Annotated in this window: 21 protein-coding genes, 1 tRNA gene and 1 pseudogene; 14 read left to right on the top strand and 9 right to left on the bottom strand. The window is 72.0% G+C overall.

Translation table 11 applies throughout. The features are described from left to right. Positions 1–112: 112 nt before the first annotated feature. Complete coding sequence (locus AN218_RS08865; protein WP_070016225.1) at positions 113–736, bottom strand: 5-formyltetrahydrofolate cyclo-ligase; 624 nt, start codon at positions 734–736, stop codon at positions 113–115. 168 nt (positions 737–904) lie between these two features. Between AN218_RS08865 and galU the strand changes: the two genes are divergently transcribed. The 8 genes and pseudogenes from galU to AN218_RS08825 all read left to right on the top strand — a co-directional run bounded on the left by galU (position 905) and on the right by AN218_RS08825 (position 7,603). Then, a complete protein-coding gene (gene galU, locus AN218_RS08860; protein ID WP_070016213.1) occupies positions 905–1,807 on the top strand; it encodes a UTP--glucose-1-phosphate uridylyltransferase GalU in 903 nt (300 codons plus the stop codon). A gap of 3 nt (positions 1,808–1,810) precedes the next feature. After that, positions 1,811–3,118: a molybdotransferase-like divisome protein Glp gene (gene glp / locus AN218_RS08855; protein WP_070016212.1), complete on the top strand. Its 1,308-nt coding sequence runs from the start codon at positions 1,811–1,813 to the stop codon at positions 3,116–3,118. A 73-nt stretch (positions 3,119–3,191) separates the two neighbouring features. Then, positions 3,192–3,758, top strand: a complete 567-nt coding sequence (gene moaC, locus AN218_RS08850) for a cyclic pyranopterin monophosphate synthase MoaC (RefSeq protein WP_079131955.1) — start codon at positions 3,192–3,194, stop codon at positions 3,756–3,758. Further along, a complete protein-coding gene (locus AN218_RS08845) occupies positions 3,755–4,261 on the top strand; it encodes a MogA/MoaB family molybdenum cofactor biosynthesis protein (RefSeq protein ID WP_070016211.1) in 507 nt (168 codons plus the stop codon). Before moaC ends, AN218_RS08845 begins: the two co-directional genes overlap by 4 nt. Positions 4,262–4,275: 14 nt before the next feature. Then, positions 4,276–4,887, top strand: a complete 612-nt coding sequence (locus tag AN218_RS08840; RefSeq protein ID WP_070016224.1) for a GNAT family N-acetyltransferase — start codon at positions 4,276–4,278, stop codon at positions 4,885–4,887. A 169-nt stretch (positions 4,888–5,056) separates the two neighbouring features. Next, positions 5,057–6,336 (top strand): annotated as a pseudogene (gene sepX / locus AN218_RS08835) (divisome protein SepX/GlpR). A gap of 174 nt (positions 6,337–6,510) precedes the next feature. After that, positions 6,511–6,584, top strand: a tRNA-Ala gene (locus AN218_RS08830). Between the two features lie 470 nt (positions 6,585–7,054). After that, positions 7,055–7,603, top strand: a complete 549-nt coding sequence (locus AN218_RS08825) for an RICIN domain-containing protein (RefSeq protein WP_070016210.1) — start codon at positions 7,055–7,057, stop codon at positions 7,601–7,603. 118 nt (positions 7,604–7,721) lie between these two features. Here AN218_RS08825 and AN218_RS08820 read toward each other — a convergent pair whose 3' ends face one another. Together AN218_RS08820 and AN218_RS08815 are read right to left on the bottom strand one after the other, a co-directional pair. After that, on the bottom strand, positions 7,722–8,459 hold the full coding sequence (locus tag AN218_RS08820) for a class I SAM-dependent methyltransferase (RefSeq protein WP_070016223.1): 738 nt from the start codon (positions 8,457–8,459) through the stop codon (positions 7,722–7,724). 39 nt (positions 8,460–8,498) lie between these two features. Continuing rightward, a complete protein-coding gene (locus AN218_RS08815) occupies positions 8,499–8,990 on the bottom strand; it encodes a hypothetical protein (protein ID WP_079131954.1) in 492 nt (163 codons plus the stop codon). Positions 8,991–9,198: 208 nt separating this feature from the next. Here AN218_RS08815 and AN218_RS08810 point away from each other — a divergent pair, with 208 nt between their 5' ends. Further along, positions 9,199–9,447: an SCO4226 family nickel-binding protein gene (locus AN218_RS08810; RefSeq protein WP_070016209.1), complete on the top strand. Its 249-nt coding sequence runs from the start codon at positions 9,199–9,201 to the stop codon at positions 9,445–9,447. A 51-nt stretch (positions 9,448–9,498) separates the two neighbouring features. Next, positions 9,499–9,804, top strand: coding sequence for a hypothetical protein (locus tag AN218_RS08805; RefSeq protein WP_070016208.1), 306 nt, complete (start codon positions 9,499–9,501; stop codon positions 9,802–9,804). 101 nt (positions 9,805–9,905) lie between these two features. Here AN218_RS08805 and AN218_RS08800 read toward each other — a convergent pair whose 3' ends face one another. Genes AN218_RS08800 through AN218_RS38005 form a run of 3 tightly spaced genes read right to left on the bottom strand, consistent with a single transcriptional unit; the run spans position 9,906 to position 12,530 of the window. Next, positions 9,906–10,823, bottom strand: a complete 918-nt coding sequence (locus AN218_RS08800; protein ID WP_070016221.1) for a phosphatidylinositol-specific phospholipase C — start codon at positions 10,821–10,823, stop codon at positions 9,906–9,908. Positions 10,824–10,860: 37 nt separating this feature from the next. Beyond that, positions 10,861–11,394 carry an HIT family protein gene (locus AN218_RS08795; RefSeq protein ID WP_244900362.1) on the bottom strand — a complete coding sequence of 178 codons (534 nt, stop codon included), beginning with the start codon at positions 11,392–11,394 and terminating at the stop codon, positions 10,861–10,863. Beyond that, positions 11,391–12,530, bottom strand: coding sequence for a nucleoside triphosphate pyrophosphohydrolase family protein (locus AN218_RS38005; protein WP_244900361.1), 1,140 nt, complete (start codon positions 12,528–12,530; stop codon positions 11,391–11,393). The genes AN218_RS08795 and AN218_RS38005 overlap by 4 nt, the downstream gene beginning before the upstream one ends. 159 nt (positions 12,531–12,689) lie before the next feature. Here AN218_RS38005 and AN218_RS08780 point away from each other — a divergent pair, with 159 nt between their 5' ends. Further along, positions 12,690–13,910 carry an acyltransferase domain-containing protein gene (locus AN218_RS08780; protein WP_070016207.1) on the top strand — a complete coding sequence of 407 codons (1,221 nt, stop codon included), beginning with the start codon at positions 12,690–12,692 and terminating at the stop codon, positions 13,908–13,910. Between the two features lie 16 nt (positions 13,911–13,926). Here AN218_RS08780 and AN218_RS08775 read toward each other — a convergent pair whose 3' ends face one another. Continuing rightward, positions 13,927–14,826 carry an oxidoreductase gene (locus tag AN218_RS08775; protein ID WP_070016218.1) on the bottom strand — a complete coding sequence of 300 codons (900 nt, stop codon included), beginning with the start codon at positions 14,824–14,826 and terminating at the stop codon, positions 13,927–13,929. Positions 14,827–15,202: 376 nt separating this feature from the next. Beyond that, the gene (locus tag AN218_RS08770; protein WP_070016206.1) at positions 15,203–15,541 is read right to left on the bottom strand and encodes a winged helix-turn-helix transcriptional regulator; all 339 of its coding nucleotides are present in this window, start codon (positions 15,539–15,541) and stop codon (positions 15,203–15,205) included. 127 nt (positions 15,542–15,668) lie between these two features. Between AN218_RS08770 and AN218_RS08765 the strand changes: the two genes are divergently transcribed. Next, positions 15,669–16,433, top strand: a complete 765-nt coding sequence (locus AN218_RS08765; protein WP_070016205.1) for an SDR family oxidoreductase — start codon at positions 15,669–15,671, stop codon at positions 16,431–16,433. Positions 16,434–16,693: 260 nt separating this feature from the next. Here the strand turns inward: AN218_RS08765 and AN218_RS08760 are convergent, their stop codons facing one another. Continuing rightward, the gene (locus AN218_RS08760) at positions 16,694–17,170 is read right to left on the bottom strand and encodes a GNAT family N-acetyltransferase (RefSeq protein WP_070016204.1); all 477 of its coding nucleotides are present in this window, start codon (positions 17,168–17,170) and stop codon (positions 16,694–16,696) included. A gap of 23 nt (positions 17,171–17,193) precedes the next feature. Between AN218_RS08760 and xth the strand changes: the two genes are divergently transcribed. Next, the gene (gene xth, locus AN218_RS08755) at positions 17,194–17,997 is read left to right on the top strand and encodes an exodeoxyribonuclease III (protein WP_070016203.1); all 804 of its coding nucleotides are present in this window, start codon (positions 17,194–17,196) and stop codon (positions 17,995–17,997) included. Between the two features lie 31 nt (positions 17,998–18,028). Next, positions 18,029–19,099 (top strand): sulfotransferase family protein (locus AN218_RS08750; protein ID WP_070016202.1); only part of this gene is annotated, 1,071 nt, incomplete at its 3' end.

The raw sequence follows: 19,099 nt of genomic DNA, 5'->3' as shown, positions 1-19,099 counted from the left end.
CGGGGGCCGCTCGTACGAGCTGTGGTCGGCTGCGGGTGGGTGGTGCTGCGCCCTCGTGGGGCGTCGTGCGGGTCTTCTGCCGTACGGGGTGGGGGAGTTGGGCCGTGGTGGCTCAGGTGTGGTGGGGCGGCGGGGCCGTGAAGCGGTGGATCGCGGACGGGGTGACCGCCGCCGAGACCGGGAGGTCGTGCGGCTCCGCCGGGACGCTGCCGACGAGTTCGGCGTCGTAGAGCAGCACCGCCAGTACCGGACGTGCTCCCGCCGCCACGATCCGCGCCAGCGCACGGTCGTACGAGCCGCCCCCGCGCCCCAGCCTGATGCCCTGCCCGTCGACGGCGAGGCCCGGCAGCAGCACCGCGTCGGCCCGTGTCACCGCGTCGGGGCCCAGGCGCGGACCGGTCGGTTCCAGCAGGCCGCGGCGGGCGCGTACGAGATGCTCGGCGCCCTCGTAGACGGCCCAGTCCAGGTCGTTGTCCGGCAGCAGCACCGGCAGCAGCACGCGTACGCCCTGTGCGCGCAGCGCCTCCAGCAGCGGCCCTGTGCCCGGCTCCCCGCCTATCGACACATACGCGGCGACCGTGTGCGCCTCGGCCAGTTCGGGCAGTTCCAGGGCGCGTTCGGCGAGGACGGTGGCCGTCTCCTGTGCGTCTCGTGCCGTCAACCGCGCCCTCACCGCGAGGATGCTCTCCCGCAACGTGTGCTTACTACCGTCCGTGCCGTCCACCGCTCCGCCCATGCCGCCCGTCGATTCGTCCACCGCGGCCTCCGTACCGTCACGCTCCGACTCCGGTCCGTCCCGCTCCGTCCGTGCAATCTCCCGTGGCCCGGCCGGTGTTGTGCGTACCGCTACATATCCGTGCGAAGCCGTGCCTTCTGCACAAAGCCACCGGTTATCGTGCGGGACATGACTACTTCCCGAGGACAGATCACCAAGGCTGTCATCCCCGCGGCGGGTCTGGGCACCCGCTTCCTGCCCGCGACCAAGGCCACTCCCAAGGAGATGCTTCCGGTCGTCGACAAGCCGGCGATCCAGTATGTCGTCGAGGAAGCCGTCACGGCCGGGCTGTCGGACGTGCTGATGGTCACCGGCCGCAACAAGCGCCCGCTCGAAGACCACTTCGACCGCAACTACGAACTCGAACAGGTGCTGCGCGACAAGGGCGACGACAAGCGGCTCGGCCAGGTCGAGGAGTCCAGCGAACTGGCGACCATGCACTACGTGCGCCAGGGCGACCCCCGGGGACTGGGCCACGCGATCCTGTGCGCCGCACCGCACGTCGGCGACGAGCCCTTCGTCGTACTGCTCGGCGACGACCTCATCGACCCGCGCGATCCGCTGCTCACACAGATGATGCAGGTGCGCGAGGAGCACGGCGGCAGCGTCATCGCGCTCATGGAGGTCCCGCCGGAGAACATCCACCTCTACGGCTGCGCCGCCGCCTCGCCCACCGGCGAGACGGACGTCGTACGCATCTCCGACCTGGTGGAGAAGCCCCCGGCCGAGCAGGCGCCGTCCAACCTCGCGATCATCGGGCGCTATCTGCTGGACCCGGCGGTCTTCGAGGTGCTGCGCAAGACCCAGCCGGGCCGCGGCGGCGAGATCCAGATCACCGACGCCCTCCAGACGCTGGCCGCCGAACCCTCCCTGGGCGGACCGGTGCACGGCGTGGTCTTCCGCGGACGCCGCTACGACACCGGTGACCGCAGCGACTATCTGCGGGCCATTGTCAGACTGGCATGCGAACGTGAGGACCTGGGCCCGGACTTCCGTGCCTGGCTGCGCGGCTTCGTCACCGAGGAGATGTGAGGCTTGAGCGAGACCTGGTCGGTCGAGGAGCACCTGGACGACATCCTCAGCAGCATCCGCCCGCTTGAGCCCATCGAGCTCCAACTGCTCGACGCCCAGGGGTGCGTGCTCGTCGAGGACGTCACGGTGCCCGTCTCCCTGCCGCCGTTCGACAACAGTTCGATGGACGGCTATGCGGTGCGCGCCGCCGATGTCGAGGGCGCCTCCGCGGAGTTCCCCGCGGTGCTCACCGTCATCGGGGACGTCGCGGCGGGCGAGGGCGATCTGCCCGTGGTCGAACGAGGCCAGGCCGCCCGCATCATGACGGGCGCCGCGCTGCCGCCGGGAGCCGAGGCCGTCGTCCCCGTGGAGTGGACGGACGGCGGGCTGGGCGGCGGCCCGGTCGAGACGATGAGCGCCCGCAGCCTCGACCCGGCGGGGGCGCGGGGCGAGGTCCGCGTCCACCGGCCCGTCGAGCCGGGCAGGCATGTGCGTCCGCGCGGCAGCGACGTACGGGCGGGCGCGGTCGCCCTCAGCGCCGGTACGGTCCTGGGCCCGCCCCAGGTGGGTCTGCTCGCGGCGATCGGCCGGGGCTCGGTCACCGTCCGCCCGCGCCCGCGCGTGGTCGTCGTCTCCACCGGCAGCGAACTGATCCAGCCCGGCGAGCAGTTGGGCTCCGGGCAGATCTACGACTCCAACAGCTTCGTGCTGACCGCCGCCGCCCGCGACGCCGGTGCGATCTCCTACCGGGTGGGCGCGGTCGCCGACGACGCGGACACCCTGCGCGCCGCCGTCGAGGACCAGCTCATCCGCGCCGACATGCTCGTCACCAGCGGCGGCGTCAGCGTCGGCGCGTACGACGTGGTCAAGGAGGTCCTCTCCCAACTCGACGGCGGCAGCGGCAGCGTGGAGTTCCGGCGGCTGGCGATGCAGCCGGGCAAGCCGCAGGGCTTCGGCCTGATCGGCCCGGACCGCACGCCCGTCCTGGCGCTGCCGGGCAACCCGGTCAGCGCCTACGTCTCCTTCGAACTCTTCGTACGTCCCGCGGTGCGGGTCCTGATGGGCAGCGCGTCGGTACGGCGGGAGCCGGTGCGGGCACGGCTGGAGAGCGACGGGGCGCTGACGTCGCCGGAGGGCAAACGCCAGTTCCTGCGCGGCAGTTACCTCCCGCCGCAGCCGGGGCAGTCTGCCGGTGTGGTCCGTCCCGTCGGGGGCGCCTCCTCGCATCTGATCGCGGCGCTCGCGCAGGCGAACGCCCTGATCGACGTCCCGGAGAAGACCACACGCGTCACCCCGGGGGAAGAGGTCACGGTGCTGCCGCTCGACGAGTAGCGCCGCCGGGACGGAGCCAGGGCGGCGCGGGGCCGGTACGGTATCCGGTCACAGGGACGGTTCCGGGAGCACGATGAGCAGCGCAGAACAGCAGCACCTGACCCACGTCGACGAGCGCGGGGCCGCACGCATGGTCGACGTCTCCGCGAAGGACGTCACGGCGCGCACCGCCCGCGCGTCCGGAAGGGTGCTGGTCTCGCCGCGCGTGGTCGCGCTGCTGCGCGGCGAGGGCGTGCCCAAGGGGGACGCCCTGGCCACGGCCCGCATCGCCGGGATCATGGGCGCCAAGCGCACACCGGACCTCATTCCCCTGTGCCATCCCCTCGCGGTCTCGGGCGTGGAGGTCGACCTGTCGGTCGCCGACGACGCCGTCGAGATCACCGCGCAGGTGAGGACGACGGACCGTACGGGCGTGGAGATGGAGGCGCTGACGGCGGTGACGGTCGCCGCCCTGACGGTCGTCGACATGGTCAAGGCCGTGGACAAGGCGGCCGTCGTCTCCGACGTACGCGTCGAGGAGAAGAGCGGCGGCCGCTCCGGCAACTGGACGCGCGGCGGCGGCACTTCACCCGGCGCGGCCGGCCGCCCGGACGGTCCCGCTGCCTCCGAGCACGCAAGCGATGAGGAGTCCGGCGTATGAGCCCCGCCCTGCACCCCTACCGCGCACTCGCCGTGACGGCGTCCAACCGCGCCGCCGAGGGCGTCTACAGCGACACCGGCGGCCCGTTGCTCGTCGAGGGCCTCACCTCGATGGGCTTCGAGGTGGAGGGCCCCAGCGTCGTACGCGACGGCGAACCCGTCGCGGAGGTGCTCGCCGCCGCGGTCGCCGCCGGCTACGACGTCGTGCTCACCACCGGCGGCACCGGCGTCGCGCCCACCGACCTCACGCCGGAGATGACGCGCCGCGTCCTGGACTACGAGATCCCCGGCATCCCGGAGGCCATCCGCGCCGAAGGCTCCGCGAAGGTGCCGACCGCGGCGCTCTCCCGCGGCGTCGCGGGCGTCTCCGGCAGCACGCTCATCGTCAATCTGCCCGGCTCCTCGGGCGGCGTACGCGACGGACTCGCCGTCCTGGGGCGGCTGTTGGTGCACGCCGTCGACCAGGTCCGCGGCGGGGACCACCCCAGAGGGGACCTCAACTGAACGCGTCCTGGCCGATCGTGCTGACGGACGGTGCGATCACCCTCCGTCCCATAAAGCTGCGCGACCAGCGTGCCTGGCGCGAGGTGAACCAGCGCAACCGCGAATGGCTGCGCCCCTGGGAGGCCACCATTCCGCCGGCCCCGCCGGGACTCACGCCGCCCAGCCGCCCCTCGTACCGGCAGATGGTCCGGCATCTGCGCGCCGAGGCGCAGGGCGGCCGCATGCTGCCGTTCGTCGTGGAGTATCAGGGCCGTCTGGCGGGCCAGTTGACGGTCGCGGGAATCACCTGGGGCTCGATGTGCTCGGGCCATATCGGTTATTGGGTCGACCGCGCGGTCGCCGGACGCGGCGTGATGCCGACCGCCGTGGCGCTCGCGACGGACCACTGTTTCCGTACGGTCGGACTGCACCGCATCGAGATCTGCATCCGCCCGGAGAACGCGCCGAGCCGTCGTGTGGTGGAGAAACTCGGCTTCCGCGAAGAGGGGTTGAGACCCCGGTACCTGCATATCGACGGCGCCTGGCGCGACCATCTCGTCTACGCCCTGACCACCGAGGAAGTCCCCGAAGGGCTGCTCACCCGCTGGCATCACACCGCTCCCGGCACCTCCCGAAAAATAAAATAGACGTTCGATATTTCTGTGCCGCCGCTGAACCTCCGCCCGCCGTACGGAAATTGACCGAGGCGCGTTTACGGCCCAACAGCGGTGAAAAACCTGGAGAGATCAGCCGGATCATGCGACACACCGCGGAATTTGGCAGATGGGTGCGGCGGAACCCCTCTACCGTGTGAGGGTGAACAGCAGTGGCCTCATCTACGCAGTCATCGTCGGGGCCTGGGCTGCCTACTTGGTGCCGATGTGGCTCCGCAGGCAGGACGAGCTGAACGAATCCCGTCCGACGGAACGCTTCAGCACCGCCATCCGTCTGCTGTCCGGCAAGGCGGCGATGGAACGGCGCTATGCGCGGGAGAGCGAACGCCGCGACGGCGAAGCCCCCGAGGAACAGGGCGAGTTCGCGGCTCCCGACGCCGCAGGCCGTACCTCCGAACACGACGCCGCGGACGGCGGCGTGCACGCCGCCGGGCTCTCCGCGGACGACTCGGTGGACGTACGGGCCTACGCCGACCCCAAGACCATGGTGGGCGCGGAGAACGCGGGCGTACCCACCGAAGTCCTCGGCGCCGCGGGCGACTCGGGCGCGGCCGGGGCGGCGGACGCACAAGCCCCGGACGACTCCGGCGACTTGGCGCGGGACGCGCACGGGCAGCAGCCGGCGGAACGCGAGGACGCGGAGCGCACCGCGTCCGAGCGGTCCACGGCGGAACGCGACAAGGCACGGCAGAAGAGCAAGCGGGCCAAGGTCCTCGCCCGGCGCCGCCGTACGACGATGGTGCTCTTCCTCGCCTTCACGGCGGGCACGATCGTCGCCGCCGTCGGCGGACTCGCGTTCCTGTGGGCCCCGGCGGGCCCGGGGCTGCTGCTGAGCGCGTACATCGTGCATCTGCGGGTGCAGGAGCGCCGCCGCTTCGCCGCCGCCATGGACAAGCGCCGCACGGAAGCCGCGCCCGCTGCCGGCGAGCAGCGGTCCGCGGAGCGCGGCGAGGACGGCGCGGACGTCGGTGGGGCCGCCGGTGCGGGCGACGCGGAGACCGAGGCGTACCACGGTCCGCTCCCCGGGCACGTNGAGCCCGCGGCGGCCGACCGCCGTGCGCTCGTCGAGCAGACCGACCACGCGGAGTGGGTCGACCAGCAGCGCCACGGAGGCCGCGAGCCCGCCGACGGCTGGGACCCGGTGCCGGTGCCGCTGCCGACGTACGTCAGCGCTCCCGTCGCCCCGCGCAGCACGCGCGGAGTCGACCTGGAGGCGCCCGGCACGTGGAGCTCCGCCCGCTCCAGCAGCGCGAGCGGTGAGCCGCCGGCAGCCTCGTCCGGGGGCTCGGGCNCCCCTCGGGCTCCGCCCCGGAGGAGGACGAGGAGCCCTCCTCCGGCACCCGCCGCGGCCGGGGACGGCGCCAGACGCCGCTCTTCGACCAGTACGAGGGCGAGGAGCGCCCCCGCGCCGCCAACGAGTGAGCGGCGACGGCGCGTGACGAACGCGGGCCCGGGACGGCGGCCCCTCCTCCGGTGCATCCGGTGCGTACGGGGGCGCCGTCCCGGGCCGGTCATCCCGCCCCGCGCGGCGATGACCAGGGCCGGAACCGATTACCGCCCGGCCCGGCGGGGATGCTAAGGTTTCATCCGTCGCAAGGGCCTGTGGCGCAGTCCGGTAGCGCATCTCGTTCGCAACGAGAGGGTCAGGGGTTCAAATCCCCTCAGGTCCACCGCAGATCGAGCCCCCGTCGGAGATCCGACGGGGGCTTCGTCGTGCTGTGCGGGGCAGCGGCTGGGGTGACTGTCCTTGATCGTCCGGCGTCGGACGGCGGCCGGTGCCGCCAGTGGTCAACTCCGGGTCCTCGTCGGAGAGTTCGGGGTGTTGTCGCGGTCGCGCGGTCTCCCCGGGTCCGGGCCCGGGAGGGCCGAGGATCGGTGTCCGGGAATGCTGTCGGGTCCGGTGTGCGGTGGGGCCGATTCACGAAAATCGGTCCGTCATTCTAATTCACTCGTTCATGGTAGGCGCCGTCGTTCAGGGCGCCGATCTGCGTAATGTGAGCGGCAGTTGTTCCCGGGCGTCCGCGGTGTTCCACCGGCACATTGCCGTGGTTTTCCACCGTGCGGCACTACGGGAATGCGTAGACCGGCTTCACGAACGGAGATGGACATTCGTACCCCCGCACATTCCAAGAAAAGGGCCGTGCTGAAGACGGCCGCCGTACTGGCCGCGCTGGGCGGTGTCCTGGGGGCCGCTGCTCCGGCCTCCGCGGGCAGCGGCAGCCGGTCGGCGGACGAGGCCACCGGGCATCTCGTGCACGCGGGCACCGGTTATCACTTGTCCACCTGGTACGGAGCGAACGGCTATGCGGCCTTCATCGGAGATCCCCAGACATGGAGGGGACTGGAGACGCAGTGGCGGTTCAGCCGGGATCGCGACGGTGTTTACACCATCTACCGGGAACGGGCAAATGACAGCCAGGGCGGATGTCTGACCTATCAGCCCGTGGCCGCTCCCTTTTATCCCGCGGGCTGGGGTGAGAAGACCGCGTACTCCCAGCCGTGTAACGGAAAGGCCGCGCAGGACTGGATCGTACGGCGCGCCGGAGGGGCCACGTTCACGATCAGTCCGGTCAAGGAGCCCGGGAGCAATCTGAAGTCCACCGGGCATCTCGTGGAGAGCCAGGCGTACGGCGTCACCGTGGCCCCGCACCAGGCGGGAGAGCTCACGGACCGCTGGCACCTCGACTGACCAACGGTGGTGCAGGACACAGGACATCGAAGTCCCCGTCGGGAATCCGGCGGGGACTTCGTCGTGGCGCGGCGGGCCGAACTGCCGTACCGCCGGGGGCAGTCGGAGTCGGGCAGGGTCAGGCCGCGCGGCGCGCCAGGACCAGGCGGCAGCGGGGCGTGCCGTCCGGGAGGCGGCCGGCCCGGCCGAGGGGATCGAGGGGATCGAGGGGGAGGGTGGAGACCGTGAAGCCCGCAGCGGCGAGGTCGCGGCGGACGTCGGGGAGGCGGAACGTCCGGTAGTACATGACGAATTGGGGGCGCCGGAGCGCGTTGCGTACGCGCATCGCGGCGTCGAAGCCCCACAGCGTCCAGTACTGGAGTGAACCCACGCGCGGCGGCGCCGCGACGGGGAAGGCGAACAGCCCGCCGGGGCGCAGCGCGTCGTGGACCCGCGCGAAGAGCGCGGGGCGTTCGTCCGGCAGGAAGTGCCCGAACGCGCCGAAGCTGACCGCCAGTTCGAAGGCGTCGCGAAACGGCAGCGCGCGGGCGTCGGCGCGTACCCACTCCGCGTCCGGCACCGCCCGGCGGGCCTCGGCGAGCATGCCCGCGCTGAAGTCGACCCCGGTGACGCGTTCCGTGCACACGCGCCGCAGCACCCGTTCGACGCCGGCGCCGGTGCCGCAGCACACGTCGAGCCCCGCCCCGAACGGGCCGAGCGGGCGCAGCGCGTGGGCGGTGGCGTCCAGGACGGCGTCGGGCGTACGGAACGGGGTGGCGTCGAACTTCGGGGCGAGCAGGTCGTAGCCGCGCTGCGTGGACGACAGCGCCTGCCGGGCCAGTTCGGCGAGGCCCGGCCCCTCGCGGGAGATGAACAGCGTCACGCCGTCACGCTAGCGCGGACGAGAGGCCCGGGGTCACGAGCGGCCGTGGCCGCCGTGGCTCCTGCCGCGTTCGACCGTGCCGCCCCACTGCGCCTGGATCGGGCCCAGCTTCGAGGGCTCGTCCGTCACCACCAGCCAGCGGGAGCCGACGAGATACGTACCGCCGTAGTCCTTCGAGTAGTCGAGCCAGCCGCGCTTGGCCCGGTTGTCCTTGAACGTGACGAAGGTGTACGGGGTCTTGTCCGCCTTGCAGACTCCGAGGCGGTAGTCCTCGACCTTCTTCTGGATCTCCGCCTTGCACTTCAGGGCGGACGCCAGCTTCTCCACCGTCGGGGGCTTGGAGGACTTCGCCACGGACGCGGTGCTCGAGTCGCCGCCGCATCCGGCGAGCAGCAGCGCGGCGGCGGCCACCAGGACCGCGGGCGCGGCGGACCGGGGCAGGCGACGCGACGGGGCCCCCAGTGGCGCCCCCTCGTAGCGCCGCTGGGTGCTGTCGGCCCGTGCCGGTGACAACTGGTCTCTCATCAGCGCTCCCTGGAACGGAGAAGGCTCCCCGACTCTAAGTCGCGCCTGCCGTGGGGGGCCGAAATTGTCATGGGTGTGAAGGGTTACCGACGGCCCGTGCACAGGCCGGTGCCGTACGGGCGTTACGGGACGGTTTGGGGGTTTTGCGCATCGGTAGCACCATGGGAGGCAGCGGGGGCGTACGCCGCGACCGCCGGGAGGTGGAGCTGTGCCGAGGTTCATGGACGTCCACTACGGGATGCACGGCATCACGGCGGAGCAGCTCGACGACGTACACCGGGCCGATCTGGCCGCCGCGCACGCCGAGGGCGTGCACTTCGAGCACGCATGGGCCGACCCGGAGTCCGGGACGGTCTTCTGTCTGTCCGAGGCGCCCTCCGCGCAGGCGGTGCGGCGCGCGCACGAGCGTGCCGGGCAGGGCGTCGACGAGGTGCATCCGGTGCCGCTGAGCGTGTGAGCGGCGAGGGCCCCGACAACCGCCGGGAGAGAAGGAGACAGGAGATCCGCCATGACTTTCGTTCAGCTCATCGAGTACGAGACGAACCGCGCACAGGAACTGGACGCCGTCTTCGATCAGTGGATGAAGACCACGAAGGGCAAGCGGACGGTCATGCGCGAACTGCACGCGCAGGACCGGGAACAGCCGGGCCACTTCGTGGACATCGTCGAATTCCCCTCGTACCAGAAGGCGATGGAGAACAGCCAGCTTCCCGAGACACAGCAGATCGCCGACCAGATGCGCAAACTCTGCGTCAACGAGCCGCGGTTCGTGAATCTGGAGGTGGAGCGCGAAGAGGGCTTCACGCGGACGTGAGGCACGGCGAGTCGGACGTACGGACGGTACGGACGTACCCGCGCGTTCGCGTGTAGCGCGTGAGGCTGTGCGTGAAGTGCGCGCTCAGGGGACGGAGTTGGTCACCGGGCGCGCCGGGCGGTCCCGGCCGCGGTGGGCTGGTGCCGCAACAGGGCGTCCGTCAGGCCGTGTTCGTTCGGGAAGTCCATCGGCACGATGCCCAGTCCGCGCCAGTCCGCGTTCTCGGAGGCGTCGAGAAGGTCGCGGACGCGCGGATTGAGGCGGTCGGCGTTCGAGCGGGGCGGGAGCAGCGCGGCCGTGCTGACGAAGTTGACGTACAGCTTGCCCGGTTGGGAGACGGCCTTGCGGAAGTGCTCCTCGATCTTGGGGTACTTGGACTCCGGCTCGGCCTCGTAGTCGTCCTGGATGTCGAAGAGCTCCTCGTCGCCGTAGCGCACGCCGGGCAGTCCGTCGGAGTCGCCGAGCAGTACGACCTTGCCTCGCGCGTCGCCCAACTCCGGTAGCGTGGCGTTCAGTCGGAAGAGGGAGCGCCAGCCGCGCGGGTCGAGATAGTCCTCGAAGACGAGCCGGAACTGCTCGGCGCTCTCCTCCGAGTACTCCTGCTTGACCCGCATCAGCACCGTCTCGGACGGGTGCGCGGCGAGGAAGTCGCGGCAGCCGGTGAGGACGTCGTCGAAGTTGAGGTGCTGGTAGGACGGGCCGTGGTGGATCGTGAACGAGCCCTCGAAGAGACGGCAGCGCACGTCCAGGAAGCGGATGCCGGTGGCGAGTTGTTCGGGGATGGAGGTGTTCTGGCACTCCGTCCACGGCCCGCCGTGACGGGCGCCGGAGTCGTGTGTACCGGGGATCGTCAGCTCGTGCAGGGCGGCGCCGTCGGGGAGCTGAGCCATCCAGGCGTCCGGGGCGGCGCGGTCCGCCGTACGGGGCGGGGACGCGTGGACGCCGGCGGCCGTGGCACCGGCGAGGAGGGTGGCGAGGGGGAGCGCGGCCGCGCCTCTGAGGAGATGACGCCGGTTCATGGTCATGACAGCGATGGAAGCACAGGAAGCTCTCCTGTCACAGAGGGCGATCGGGCCACGGGGGCCGTCCGCCGAACCGTGCGACGCACGCCTCACGCAGCCTCGCCGCGAGCGGGTCCGAGGCGTCCGGGGGCGGTGTGAGCACACCGTTCTCCGACATCAGCGCGTGGAACTGCTGCCGCTCGTACGGGACTTCGGCCGGAAGCCCGGCGATGTGCCAGTGCAGATGAGCGTTGCCCTGAGCGCTGCCGAGCGACAGCAGATACGTACGCTCCGGCGCCAGCACGTCCTCCATGGCCAGGGCCACGAGACGTACGTACGCCGGCAGACGGGTGTAGGCGGCCTCGTCGAGATCGCGTACGACGTGCTCCACGTGCGGCTTGGGGGCGACGAGGATCTTGCCCGGGAGGGTGGGGTAGCGGTCGAGGAAGGCGACGTGCTCCTCGTCCTCGTGCAGCGTCACATGCCCGTACTCCGGGTCGCCCGCCACGAACGCGCAGACGAAGCAGGGCCCTTGGCGCGCGCGGGCCTCGTACGCGGCGAGGTCCACGGGACGGCGGGCCGCCGTCATGGGGCGGGCTCCTGACGGGCGTCCTCGCGGGGCGGACGGGACGCGTCTGCGTCGTTGAGCTGGGCGCCGATCGCCGCGTCCAGCTCGTCCATCGTGCGGTGGAACGCCGCTTCGAGGCCGATGCCGTAGTGGTGGGCGAGGATCAGCACGGACCACAGGCAGTCGGCGAGTTCGTGCTCCAACGCGGCCCGCCCGCCCGGTACTTCGCGCGCGCCCTCCGCCGCCATGACGAGCTTCGCGAGGTCCCCGACGTCGCCGGTGAAACCGAGCATGAACTCCTCCCGCGTCCATGTACGCCCGCGCAGGCGGAGGTTGAGCCGGTCGTAGAGGTCGTGGACGTGCAGCGCTCTGCGGCGCAGCGCCGCGAGACCGGACGGGCGCAGGCGCGCCCCGTCCGCGTCCGGGCCACCGTCTGCGTCACCTGCGTCCGCGTCCGCGCCGATCTCGGCGGCCTTCGCCGCCTCCGCGGGCTCGCTCGGGAACCCCTCGCGCCTCGGCCGGAGGACCGACTCGCTGCCCACTGGTGTGAAGCCCGCCGCCAGGAAGGCGCGCAGGGAGCGGGCGTTGCCCGGTGAGACGGCGGCGAAGACGGGCTCGCCCTCCGGTACGAGGGAGAGGGCGTCGCGGAGCAGGGAGCGGCCCGTGCCGCGGCCCGCCGTACGCGGTGGATCGTGCAGCTCCGTGCTCAGCTCACGGCGTCCCGCGAGCCCCTCGGCGAGGGTGACGAAGCCGCGTTCGTCGCCGAACGTCCGTACGTCCGTGCGCAGTTCACGCGCCAGTCGGACGCGTGGATGGCCGTCGAGCCCCGTCTGTTCGGGGAGCCGGGGCGTGCCGCCGGTGCCGCGGGCGGTGAGCGTGGCGTCGACGCAGCCGACCGTGCCCCGCGCCCCCGCGAGCCCCCGCAGCACGCCGGGCGAGAGCGAGCCGCCGTAGCCGTCCGGACCCAGCGCCCGTACGTCGTCGGCGGGCAGGGACGTGGCGATGACGGCGTGCCCGGTGAAGGCGACCGAGCACTCCAGGCCGCGGGGGAGCGGGCCGAGCACGGTCACCTCGCCGTCGGCGGGCGGGAAGCGTCCGTCGGCGGCGTCGAGGAAGTACCGCAGCAGTGGGTGCGGGCCGTTCGCGGACGGGGGCATGGGGTCAGCCTCACACGGGCGGACCGGCGCCGGGGCGGAACCGGGGCGGCCGGCGGGGGCGACGCCGGCGCGTCGCGCCGTACTGGGCAAGCGAGTTCGAGGGCGGAGGGTGCGGCAGAGGATTGGCGCCGGGGGTGCGGTGCGCGCCAGGCTGACCCCATGAGCATCGCGTTCCTCTTCCCGGGCCGGGGGTCGCAACGCCCCGGCATGCTGCACCGGTTGCCCGACACCGCGGCGTCCGCGACCGTACTGGCGGAGGCGGACATCGCGCTCCGGCAGCTCGCGTCCCGCACGGGCGGCGGTGGCGGTGGCGGTGACGGCTCGGGCAGGGAGTACGCGGACGGCATCGCCGAACTCGACTCGCCGCAGGCCCTCGAACTCTCCTCCGTGGCCAGCCACTTGGCGCTGCTGATCGCGGGCGTCGCCGGGGCGCGGGCGCTGATCGAGGACGAGGGGGTGCAGCCGGCGTACGTCGCCGGGCACGACACCGGGGGCTATGCGGCGGCGGTGCTCGCGGGCGTGCTGACCTTCGAGGAGGCGCTGCGTGCCGTACGTCTGCGGGGCGAACTCCTGGACGGCGCGGGCAGCACGGACGAGACGGAGAACGACGTCGCGATCCGGCTCGCGCAGCATCTGGCGACGGTCAAACGGCGTCCGCAGTCGGTGCCGTACGTCGGCGGGTTGCAGGGACGGAGCCTGCGCGGCGAGACGAACGCGGTCTTCGACGATCTGGCCTGGTCGGTGGCCCGGCCCGTGCAGTGGGCGCAGGTGACGGCCAGGCTGGCGGAGGCGGACGTGACGTGCTGCGTCGAACTGCCGCCGGGACGCATGCTGACGGCTCAACTCGCGGAGGAGCAGGGCGCGTCGGGCATGCGGGCGGTGTCGGTGGAGGAGTACGGGATCGCTGCGGCGGCGGAGCTCGCGCGGGAGCGGGACGCCGGCGCGGGCGGGGGTGGAGGCGGAGGCGTGGTGTGGCCGTCTCCGGCTGCGGGCGGGGCGGAGGACTGGAGCGCGGAGTACGGAGACGCGGGGTACGGAGACGCGGCGTACGGGGACGCGTCGTACGGCGGTACGGGGGCGGCGGACGGAGCCGGTCCGGACGGAGCCGCGGACGGGGCGGGCCCGGAGGCGTACGAACTGGGCCCGCCGGCCCCGGCGCCCGCTCCCCCTCCGGACACTCCCGGCACGGACGGTGCCGAGTCGTCCTGGCTCGGCGGCGGCGCGGCCCCTGCTCGGGGAGGCCCCGGTCCCGGCGCTCCGCCCCCGCGTCTCGGTTCGTTCGGCCCGCCCGACCCTAGCTACGGCGGCCCCGCGTTCCCCGGTCCGTCCGTCGCGGACCGGCCCGGTGACGGTCAACTCCCCTCGCACGGTGGGGAATAGGCCGGTGCGGCCGGCATCAGGACGCTGACTCGCCGATCGCATCGAGCAGCGCGAGTTCCTCTGCCGTGAGCCGGAGCGCGCCCGCCGCCACGTTGTCGACCAGATGGTCCGGGTTGCCCGTCCCCGGGATGGCCAGCACGTGCGCGCCCTGCTGAAGGATCCACGCCAGACGGACCTGTGCGGGCGAGACACCGTGTGCGCGGGCCACGGTGCGGACGTGGTCGTGCTCGGCCCGGACGGTTCCTGCCTCACGTCCCTCGCCGGCGATGGAGAAGAACGGTACGAACGCGATGCCGTGCGCCGCGCACGTCCGGAGCATCTCGTCCCCGCCGCGCGCGTCGAGGCCGTAGCGGTTCTGGACGCAGACCACCGGTGCGATCTCCCGGGCCTCGGCGAGGTGTTCGGGACGGGCGGCGGAGATGCCGAGGTGCCGGACGAGTCCGGCGTCGCGCAGCTCGGCGAGCGCCCCGAAGTGCTCGCTTGCCGAATCCTGGCCCATGAGGCGCAAGTTGACCAAGTCGAGGTGATCCCGGCCGAGTTGGCGCAGATTCTCCTCCACCTGGCCGCGCAGTCGGTCGGGCCGTGCCGATGTGCTCCACTCGCCGTCGGCGTCCCTGGCCGGGCCGACCTTGGTGGCGATGACGAGGTCGTCCGCGTACGGCGCCAGGGCCGAGTTGATCAGTTCGTTCGCGGAGCGCAGCCGGGAGAAGTAGAAGGCCGCGGTGTCGATGTGGTTGACGCCGAGTTCGACCGCGCGGCGGAGCGTGGCGATCGCCCGGCCGCGGTCGCTGGGGGTGCCCTGGTGGAAGGCGGCGCTGCCGGTCAGGCGCATGGCGCCGAAGCCGATCCGGTTGACCGTGAGGTCGCCGAGCGTCCACGTCCCGGCGGCTGCGGCGGAAACCGCGTGCGACGTCATCTGTTCCATCAGCTCCATCCGGTCGGCTGTCACTCGTCGACTGCCGGTCGACTCGTCGACGGTCAGGGTGCGGCGGTCTCGGAGTATGCGCGGGAGAACGGCCCGCGCCAACAACGGTGCGCACACGTGCAGTTCACGAGACAGCAGACGACATCCGCCTCGTTGTCGCGGGTCAGGACGTTGTTGACGCTTGGGGACGCTTGCGTGGGGAACTGCACTGCCGCCTCAGCCGCGATGAATCCGGCTGAACCCGAGCGCGATGAATCCGGCTGAACCCGAGCGCGATGAATCCGGCTGAACCCGAGTGCAGCGAACGGGAGTTGTCGGTGAAGGGAGTTGTCGGTCGCGGCCACCCCGACGGCGTCCGACGCTTCGGTCACGTCTCACGACGTGCTTCGATCTCCGTCGCGTTGGCACGGATCCATTGCAGCAGCGGGTCGAGCGCCGCTGCCGCGCCGCGGCCCAGCTCGGTGACCGAATACGTCACCGGTGGCGGCTGTCCCGTGTCGACCCGGCGGTGCACCAGGCCGTCCTGCTGAAGTGACCGGAGCGTGGCCGCGAGGCTCTTGTCGCTGATTCCCGCTACCGCCGTGCGTAGCTCGTGGTAGCGGCGCGGTTCGGCCAGCAGCGCTGTGAGGACCAGGATCGTCCACCGGCCGGCGAGGTGCCCCAGTACCTCGCGCGCCGGGCAGTCCTTGTGGAACACGTCACTCATGACACCCCTCCCAGGCTCCGGGACTGCGCGCTCACCACCGGGTGAGCATCGCACCGCGTAGTGAGCGCCTTCCGCCGCACCTGCGCTCTCCATAGGTTAGTGACCTGCTCACGACTTGGGAGGAAGCGTGCCACAGATCACACTCGTTACCGGCGCCGCCCGTGGCCTGGGGGCGTCCATCGCGCGGCGACTCGGAACGCGCGGGCACCATGTGATCGTCGACTACCGCACCGGTGCCGCCAACGCGGCCGAAGTCGTGCGTGACATCGAGGCATCCGGCGGCAGCGCGTCGAGCGTCAGGGCGGACGTCACCGACCCGTCCGCCGTCGACGGGCTGGTGACCGAAATCCTCACCACCCACGGGCGGATCGACACGGTCGTCGTCAACGCCAATACCGCTCCGCCCCCGTTCGCCGCGCTGGCCGACCTGTCGTGGACGGCCTTCGCGGCCAAGGTCACCGGTGAGCTTGCCGGTGCCTTCCACATCACCAAACGCGTCCTCGAACCGATGCGAGCGCAGCGCGGGGGTCGGATCGTCTACATCGGCAGCACCGCAGCGGACTACGTCGGCGAAGGCCGGCTTGCGCACGGTACGGCGAAGTCCGCGCTGGCCACCTTCGCCCGCCACGTCGCTGCGGAGAGCGCGTGCGACGGCGTCAGCGTGCTCGTCGTCGCTCCTGGCGCCATCCGGACGCCGGCCACCGCCGAAATCCTGACCAGCGAGCGCAGCGCCGTCCTCGCCCAAGAGTCCGTGCTGGGCCGGATGCTTGAGCCCGAAGACATCGCCGCCGCGGTAGCAGTGGCTGCCGACCCCGCGCTCCGCGCGGCCACCGGCACGACTATGCGGGTCGACGCCGGCTGGTCGGTCCTCGTCGGCGGCCCGGCCAGCTAAGCACTCACGCCCGGATCGAACAGCCCGGGCCCGTCGGCGATGCCGCTCACTGCGCTCGTCACAGGCCCAGCCCTGGCCGTGTGGAACATGCGCCACAACTCCCACCGACCCACGGAGCCATAGGCGGCCAACCACCCACCGCGCATCTCGACATGAGTGTCGGCGACGTCATGGCCTCATATACCCGGAGCCGCGATTCGCGGAGGCGAGGACGACGGAAGCGGGCAGGCTCACACCCGCTCGTAACCCCTCACAACGCCCTACAACTTCTTCGCGTAGCAGCGGCTCTGCGGTTCGAACCGGTACAGCCCGAACTTCGCCGTCGCCTCGTAGCCCGAGGAGACATACAGCCCGATCGCCTCCGGCTGCATCGTGCCCGTCTCCAGCACCATCCGCGTCCGCCCCGCCGCCCTCGCGTCGTCCTCCAGCCGGGCCAGCACCTGCCGGGCGATACCCCGGCCCCGCGCCTCCCGGACGACGAACATGCGCTTGATCTCGGCGTCCCCGTCCGCGTATCCCTCGGCGTTGCGGTTCTGGGTGCGCCAACCGCCCGTCGCCACGGGGCAGTCGTCCTCGTCGTAGACCAACAGATAGAGCCCGTGCGGCGGTTCGAACATGGCGGGGTCGAGCGGGGTCATGTCGCCGTCGTCGCCGTAGCGCTCCGCGTACTCCTGCTGGACGGTGTCGTTCAGCTTCAACGCGTCGGGGTGGTCGTAGGGCACACGGACGAATCGCATGTACGCATCGTAAGGTGACCGGAATGCCGAAGGTGACGACGATCAACGTGAACGGGCTGCGTGCGGCCGCCAGGAAGGGCTACCGCGAGTGGCTCGCGGACACCGACGCGGACGTGGTCTGCCTGCAGGAGGTGCGCGCCGAGCCGCATCAGCTCGACGCCGACGTACGGGCGCCCGACGGCTGGCACACGGTGTACGCGCCGGCCGCCGCGAAGGGACGCGCGGGCGTGGCACTGCTCACGCGGCGTGAACCCGAACGCGTCCGAATCGGCTTCGGCGCCGAGGAGTTCGAGGACGCGGGCCGCTACGCCGAGGTGGATCTCCCGGGGCTGACCGTCGCCAGTCTGTATCTGCCCTCCGGCGACGTCGGCACCGAACGGCAGGCGCAGAAGGAACGCTTCATGGCCGCGTTCCTGCCGTATCTGCGGGAGTTGCGCGAGCGTGCCGCGGCGGACGGCCGCGAGGTGCTGGTGTGCGGCGACTGGAACATCGCGCACCAGGAGGCGGACCTCAAGAACTGGCGTGGCAACCGCCGCTCTTCGGGCTTTCTGCCAGAGGAACGGGAGTGGCTCTCGCGGGTCCTCGACCCGGCCGACGGCGGCTACACGGACGTGGTCAGGACGCTGCACCCGGACGTGGCGGGGCCGTACTCGTGGTGGTCGTACCGGGGACGTGCCTTCGACAACGACTCGGGCTGGCGCATCGATTACCTCTTCGCGACGCCGCGTCTGGCCGAGCGCGCGGTGAAGGCCGTCGTGGAACGGGCCGCCACGCACGACGAGCGGTGGAGCGATCACGCGCCGGTGAGCGTCGACTTCGTGCCGTAGACGGGCGAGGACGGGCAGCACATGCGGCGGTATGGATGAGACGAACGGACGGGACATGGCGGAACGGGCACGGACACTGACCTTCGTCGTCGGGACGGGACGGTGCGGGTCCACCGCGCTCTCCCGCGTCCTGCGGCTGCATCCGGAGGTGCTCAGCGTCAGCGAGCTGATCGCGTCCGTGGAACCGGGCGCACTGCCCGAACAGCCGCTGACGGGCGGGGAGTTCTGGCAGTTGCTCGCCTCCTCACGGCCGTTCGCCGACCGGATGGTCCGGGAGGGCGCGCCGCTGCCGGAGCATCTCTACCCGGGCGTCGCGGGCGGGCGGTTCTCCGCGACCGGCGGCGGGATACCCGCGCTCTGTCTGACGACCCTGCCGCATCTCACGGACGAGCCGGACGCGCTCTTCGACGCCCTGGAACCGGTGTTGGCCGGACGGGGACGTGCGCCCGTCGCCGAGCACTACCGCGCGCTCTTCGCGGCCCTCGCCGCACACATCGAGGCCGGACGCGCAGAGGCTGAACACACCGAGGCCGAACACACCGGCGGAGAAGGGCCGTTGCGGGCCGTGGTCGAGCGGTCGGGGTTCTCGCTCGGGTCGGTGCCGCGGCTGCGCGCCGCGTTCCCCGAGGCGCGCTTCGTCCATCTGTACCGGGACGGCCCCGACTGCGCGCTCTCGATGAGCCGCCACGCCGGCTTCCGGCTGCTGCGGACGGCGGCACAGGCCGAGGAGGGGTCGGAGGAGCAGGAAATCGCCGCCGCCCTGGGCGAGTTGACGGCCGACGACGGCTTCGACCTGCGGGGCGTGCTGGAGCGGCCCGTGCCCGTGGAACGCTTCGGCGCACTGTGGAGCGGGATGATCACCGAGGGGCTGGCGCATCTCGCGGACGTCCCCGCCGAGTTGCGCGCCTCGCTCTCGTACGAGGACCTGCTCGACGCACCCGAGCCCGAACTGACCGCGCTGGCCCGGCACATTGGCGTCGAGCCGCACCCCGCCTGGCTGAAGTCCGCGAGCGCGCTGCTCGACGGAGCCCGCCGGGGCGCCTCCGCCGCGCTGCCGCCGCCGGAGCGGGCGCGGCTCGCGGAGAGCTGCGCCCCCGGCATG

Origin of the sequence: Streptomyces nanshensis (assembly GCF_001751255.1) — a bacterium.
In the GTDB taxonomy this organism is placed as follows: domain Bacteria; phylum Actinomycetota; class Actinomycetes; order Streptomycetales; family Streptomycetaceae; genus Streptomyces; species Streptomyces nanshensis_A.
The sequence above is the reverse complement of the archived record's forward strand: the minus strand, read 5'-3'. Positions and strand labels throughout refer to the sequence as shown.

Excerpts from the sequence above, each read along its gene's own strand:
- AN218_RS08865 (WP_070016225.1), bottom strand. The coding sequence starts at position 736 with ATGGGCGGAGCGGTGGACGGCACGGACGGTAGTAAGCACACGTTGCGG.
- galU (WP_070016213.1), top strand. The coding sequence starts at position 905 with ATGACTACTTCCCGAGGACAGATCACCAAGGCTGTCATCCCCGCGGCG.
- moaC (WP_079131955.1), top strand. The coding sequence starts at position 3,192 with ATGAGCAGCGCAGAACAGCAGCACCTGACCCACGTCGACGAGCGCGGG.
- AN218_RS08845 (WP_070016211.1), top strand. The coding sequence starts at position 3,755 with ATGAGCCCCGCCCTGCACCCCTACCGCGCACTCGCCGTGACGGCGTCC.
- AN218_RS08815 (WP_079131954.1), bottom strand. The coding sequence starts at position 8,990 with ATGAGAGACCAGTTGTCACCGGCACGGGCCGACAGCACCCAGCGGCGC.
- AN218_RS08805 (WP_070016208.1), top strand. The coding sequence starts at position 9,499 with ATGACTTTCGTTCAGCTCATCGAGTACGAGACGAACCGCGCACAGGAA.
- AN218_RS08800 (WP_070016221.1), bottom strand. The coding sequence starts at position 10,823 with ATGAACCGGCGTCATCTCCTCAGAGGCGCGGCCGCGCTCCCCCTCGCC.
- AN218_RS08795 (WP_244900362.1), bottom strand. The coding sequence starts at position 11,394 with ATGACGGCGGCCCGCCGTCCCGTGGACCTCGCCGCGTACGAGGCCCGC.
- AN218_RS38005 (WP_244900361.1), bottom strand. The coding sequence starts at position 12,530 with ATGCCCCCGTCCGCGAACGGCCCGCACCCACTGCTGCGGTACTTCCTC.
- AN218_RS08780 (WP_070016207.1), top strand. The coding sequence starts at position 12,690 with ATGAGCATCGCGTTCCTCTTCCCGGGCCGGGGGTCGCAACGCCCCGGC.
- AN218_RS08775 (WP_070016218.1), bottom strand. The coding sequence starts at position 14,826 with ATGACGTCGCACGCGGTTTCCGCCGCAGCCGCCGGGACGTGGACGCTC.
- AN218_RS08770 (WP_070016206.1), bottom strand. The coding sequence starts at position 15,541 with ATGAGTGACGTGTTCCACAAGGACTGCCCGGCGCGCGAGGTACTGGGG.
- AN218_RS08760 (WP_070016204.1), bottom strand. The coding sequence starts at position 17,170 with ATGCGATTCGTCCGTGTGCCCTACGACCACCCCGACGCGTTGAAGCTG.
- xth (WP_070016203.1), top strand. The coding sequence starts at position 17,194 with ATGCCGAAGGTGACGACGATCAACGTGAACGGGCTGCGTGCGGCCGCC.